The sequence below is a fragment of the Winogradskyella litoriviva genome, from assembly GCF_013249065.1.
Taxonomy (GTDB): domain Bacteria; phylum Bacteroidota; class Bacteroidia; order Flavobacteriales; family Flavobacteriaceae; genus Winogradskyella; species Winogradskyella litoriviva.
The window spans coordinates 1-3,967 of the sequence record NZ_JABRWQ010000017.1; the positions used below are offsets into that span (position 1 = coordinate 1).

At 30.4% G+C, this 3,967-nt stretch carries 4 protein-coding genes; all 4 read right to left on the reverse strand.

The features are described 5' to 3' along the window. Nucleotides 1-235 precede the first annotated feature (235 nt). The 4 genes from HNV10_RS16965 to HNV10_RS16980 all read right to left on the reverse strand — a co-directional run bounded on the left by HNV10_RS16965 (nt 236) and on the right by HNV10_RS16980 (nt 3,665). Nucleotides 236-757, reverse strand: coding sequence for a hypothetical protein (locus HNV10_RS16965; RefSeq protein ID WP_241695531.1), 522 nt, complete (start codon nt 755-757; stop codon nt 236-238). Between the two features lie 138 nt (nt 758-895). Continuing rightward, the gene (locus tag HNV10_RS16970; RefSeq protein WP_173302635.1) at nt 896-1,315 is read right to left on the reverse strand and encodes a hypothetical protein; all 420 of its coding nucleotides are present in this window, start codon (nt 1,313-1,315) and stop codon (nt 896-898) included. Between the two features lie 311 nt (nt 1,316-1,626). Further along, nucleotides 1,627-2,334 (reverse strand): DUF6090 family protein, encoded by a 708-nt coding sequence (locus HNV10_RS16975; protein WP_173302633.1) that lies wholly within the window; start codon nt 2,332-2,334, stop codon nt 1,627-1,629. A gap of 137 nt (nt 2,335-2,471) precedes the next feature. Continuing rightward, nucleotides 2,472-3,665, reverse strand: a complete 1,194-nt coding sequence (locus HNV10_RS16980) for a serine hydrolase domain-containing protein (protein ID WP_241695532.1) — start codon at nt 3,663-3,665, stop codon at nt 2,472-2,474. Nucleotides 3,666-3,967 lie beyond the last annotated feature (302 nt).

Sequence of the window (3,967 nt, forward strand, 5' to 3'; positions counted from 1 at the left end):
TAATTAATAATAAAATTTGAGTTTTCATTTTTTATAAAATTAAGCTTATAATCTATAGATGTTAAATTCGCGATTTGGTTGCGTCAAATTGTTGCCAACGTGTTTGTGTATGGTTAGTTGCGTGGTTAAGCAACTAATTTAGTAAACTTTTACGAACCCGTGAATATTCCGAAGGAATATTCGCAAGTAGAGAAGAAAACAGCAATTAAATATACACAGTGTTGTGCGACGTATTTTATATTTTCTTTATAATCCAATTCGATATTTTTTGAATTCGAAATATTATAATTAATGTCAAAATTGTTTTTAGAATATAGTTCGGAAATCCAAAATCAGGTAATTCTATTTCTTCGTTACCATTCAACTTGGAAATAAATATAACAGAGTAATCAATCAAATCAGGAATAAGATAAATCAATTTCGCCAACCAAATAATTCCAACTGTCAATAAAATCACTTTTGTCAGTGATTCAGCGTTCAGTTCCGTTTTTATTTCTTTTTCCGATTTGATTAGTTTTTTGGAAATCCATTCCGCTTTTATGAAAAGAAAAAGTGAAACAACAATGTTTGCTATTATCAAAAATGTTCCTGTGAAATAGAATTTATCAATCGGTTCGTTGAGTAATTTATCAAATTGAGCCATAATCGCAGCTCCATAAATTGAAAGGAAATAAGAACCAAAATGGTCAAAGATTTTCGTGAATAAAAATATTCCAGCAATTCTAATTGTTAGAGCTGTTAAAATTCGGTTTGTCATTAACTTTCGGTTTTGGTGATATGTTGCACAACGTGTTTGTGTATGGTTAGTTGCGTGGTTAAGCAACTAATTTAGCAAACTTTCACGAACCTGTGAATATTCCGAAGGAATATTCGCAAGTAGAGAAGAAAACAGCAATTAATTATACACGGTGTTGGCGATAGTATTTTTATTTACCATTGTATAAAGTTTTTTAACATCCGATTCGGTAATTCCATCCAAATTGAATTTAATAGTAGTTCCATTATTTTTTTTAATCAACAGTTGTTTACCATCTAATTGCGAGTTTTTGATATCCTTATACATAAATGTTTTTCCAATTGCAGAGTTTACCTTAATCGTTATTATTCCCTTTTTGTTATATTGAACATAATTTTTAAACCAAAACATTTTAGTTAAGTAAATTATTTGTAAACAAAAACTTGTTATAGTTAATATTCTATTCGTATTTGGGTTTTCAAAAAGTTCAAAACCTCCACATACAATAAAAATACCAGAAAGGATTAAAATCGCTATCCATATCCAATTTTTATTATTGTCAAAGTGTATTTTATTCATTTTTGAGCTTATATAATTCCGATTAAAACATTAATTATTCTGCAAATTAAATAATTCGATTTATAATAGTAATTAATTCTACCAATAACTCCAACAGCACTCCATAAAAGGTAAGTGAAAATTCCACTTTTATTCGATTTAGACAGTTTTTCGTTGCGTTCTGTTATATTATTGCCAACGTGTTTGTGTATGGTTAGTTGCGTGGTTTGGCAACTAAGTTAGCAAACATTTACGAACCCGTGAAAATTCCGCAGGAATTTTCGCAAGTAGTCTAGAACCAAGCAATTAATTATACACGTTGTTGTGCTTCGTTATTCTATTAATAGTTCTAGGGATGCAATTAATTGTTCTGCTTGTTCTTGTGTTTCCTTCATTGTTTGCTGTAAACGACTTGTTATAAAATTACTTGCAAAGATGGAATTAAACACATGGTCTTTGCCTATTATTTCCAAAGCTCGCATATTATATACTTCCTCTGAAAGTGTTAAATTTGGAAATTCATTAATTAGTAAATCACTCACTTTATGTGTATATTTAGTTTGTTCAAGAGCCGCAATTTTTAGCACTGTATATTGCTTTTCATAGTAATTAATGATTTTAATTTCTAAAGAATCATCATAATTAGTTAAAAATCCACTTGAAACGGATGATTTATAGACTGCATTATTCGGGCGAAAATCCCAATATCTACTGTTTAAAAGCAATAATTTTCTGATGTTACCAGATTTAGTTTGAGAAATGCTATCAAAAATAACAGCGGAAGTATTCAATACTGAATCATTTAAAATTATAGCTCTATCAAAGGCAGCAATATCATTCCCTAATTCGTTAATTATTGATTTAGATAGACTAACAATCTCCTTATTCAATTTTTTGCTTTCATTCCAATTATTAATTGATAACGCTATTAAAATTCCAACAACAACAAGAAAAATTTCGCCAATAGCATAAATCAAGTACTTGCTGAATTTGTTTTCAGAGAGTAAGTTCTGTCTAATTTTTCTAAAGAATTTTATCATTGGTTAGCGGTTTCTGATAATGAAGCACAACGGTTTTGTGTATGGTTAGTTGCGTGGTTAAGCAACTAATTTAGTAAACAAAAACGAACGCGAGAAAATTCCGAAGGAATTTTCCAAATAAGCACTTGCCAAAGCAATTAATTATACACGTTGTTATGTGCTGGCTTTTCTACGTTCAGTTTATCAAAATATTCATTCATTTTATCCCAAACTGCGTAATATTCTAATTCTCTAGCTCTTTCGTCATTTCCCATATCACAGTTAATTACAATGTATCTTCCAGTCTTTTTTTCTTTGTCAAAATACATCCAAGTAGCAACTCCAGCGTCACCACCTGAATGACCAACAAAACCGAATGCGCTATATCCTATAAATATTGCAGGATTATAGTCTCCATCATAAGGATGATCTGCGTTACGTTCACCTTCTGCAAAATTGTTATCACTAAGTTGTTCTGTAAAAAGTTCTTTATAGCTTTCTTTTGAAAGTAATGTACCTTCTCCCGAATAACCTTTAATCAATTCAACTAGATACTTTGCCATATCACTACTTGATGAAATTAACATTCCATCGGGATACGTTATAGCGGTGTAGAAAGGTAAAAGAGAGTTATCGTTTCTGTATAATCTTGAATGCTTTTTTATATCCACATCTTCTAATGACCAACCAGATGAATTCATACTCAATGGTTTTAAGATGTGTTCTTCAGTAAATGAATCAAACGCTTGACCTGTTGCTTTTTCGATGACTAATGCACATAAAGTAGCACCTATGTTTGAATAGTTATATCGCTCTCCTGGTTTGAATTTTATGTAATTGTCATCTTGGTAATATGCCCCATTTATTTCCAAATACCCTTTTAAATATTTTTCCATTGGTATATTTAGTTCATATGGATTTAATCTTTGAGCTGGATAATCTGTGCTTACTTTTGTTAAGTCTTGGTCTTTTGTAAGAATCCAAGCTCTTTCCATATATTGTTCGTCAGTATCATTAATACCAGAAGTATGAGTAGCTAATTGTCTTATAGTAATTGTTTCATTAGGATAATTTGGGTTTATTACCTTAAAAGGCAAATAGTCTTGAATCGGGTCATCTAAATTTAATTTCCCCATTTCTTTAGCTTTCATTAAGGCTATACCAATTAACGTTTTAGAAACCGAAGCAATGTGCTGTATTGTATTTTCTGTATACTTCTCTTTTGTCTCAATATTAGCTAATCCAAAGCCTTTTTCATAGAGCGCTCCGTTTTGGTCGACCATTGCAACTGCAAATCCATTTATTTGTCCATTTTTTTGAATAGAATCCAATTCAGCTGTTAAAGAATCCATTACAATTTGGTTTTTACTTATTGGATTGTCGGTGTTTTTTTTATTTTTATTACACGATGAAAAAGAAATTACTATGATTAGTATTAAAGCTAATTTTCTCATTTGTTCTTATGGTTTCTTCTAAAGATTAAAAAATTGGGTTATTGTTACAATTTCTTTTTTTTCGCTTGCACATAACGTGTTTGTGTATGGTTAGTTGCGTGGTTTAGCAACTAATTTAGCAAACTTTTACGAACCAGAGAAAATTCCGCAGGAATTTTCGCGAGTAAGCACTTAAAAAGCAATTAATTATACACAGTGTT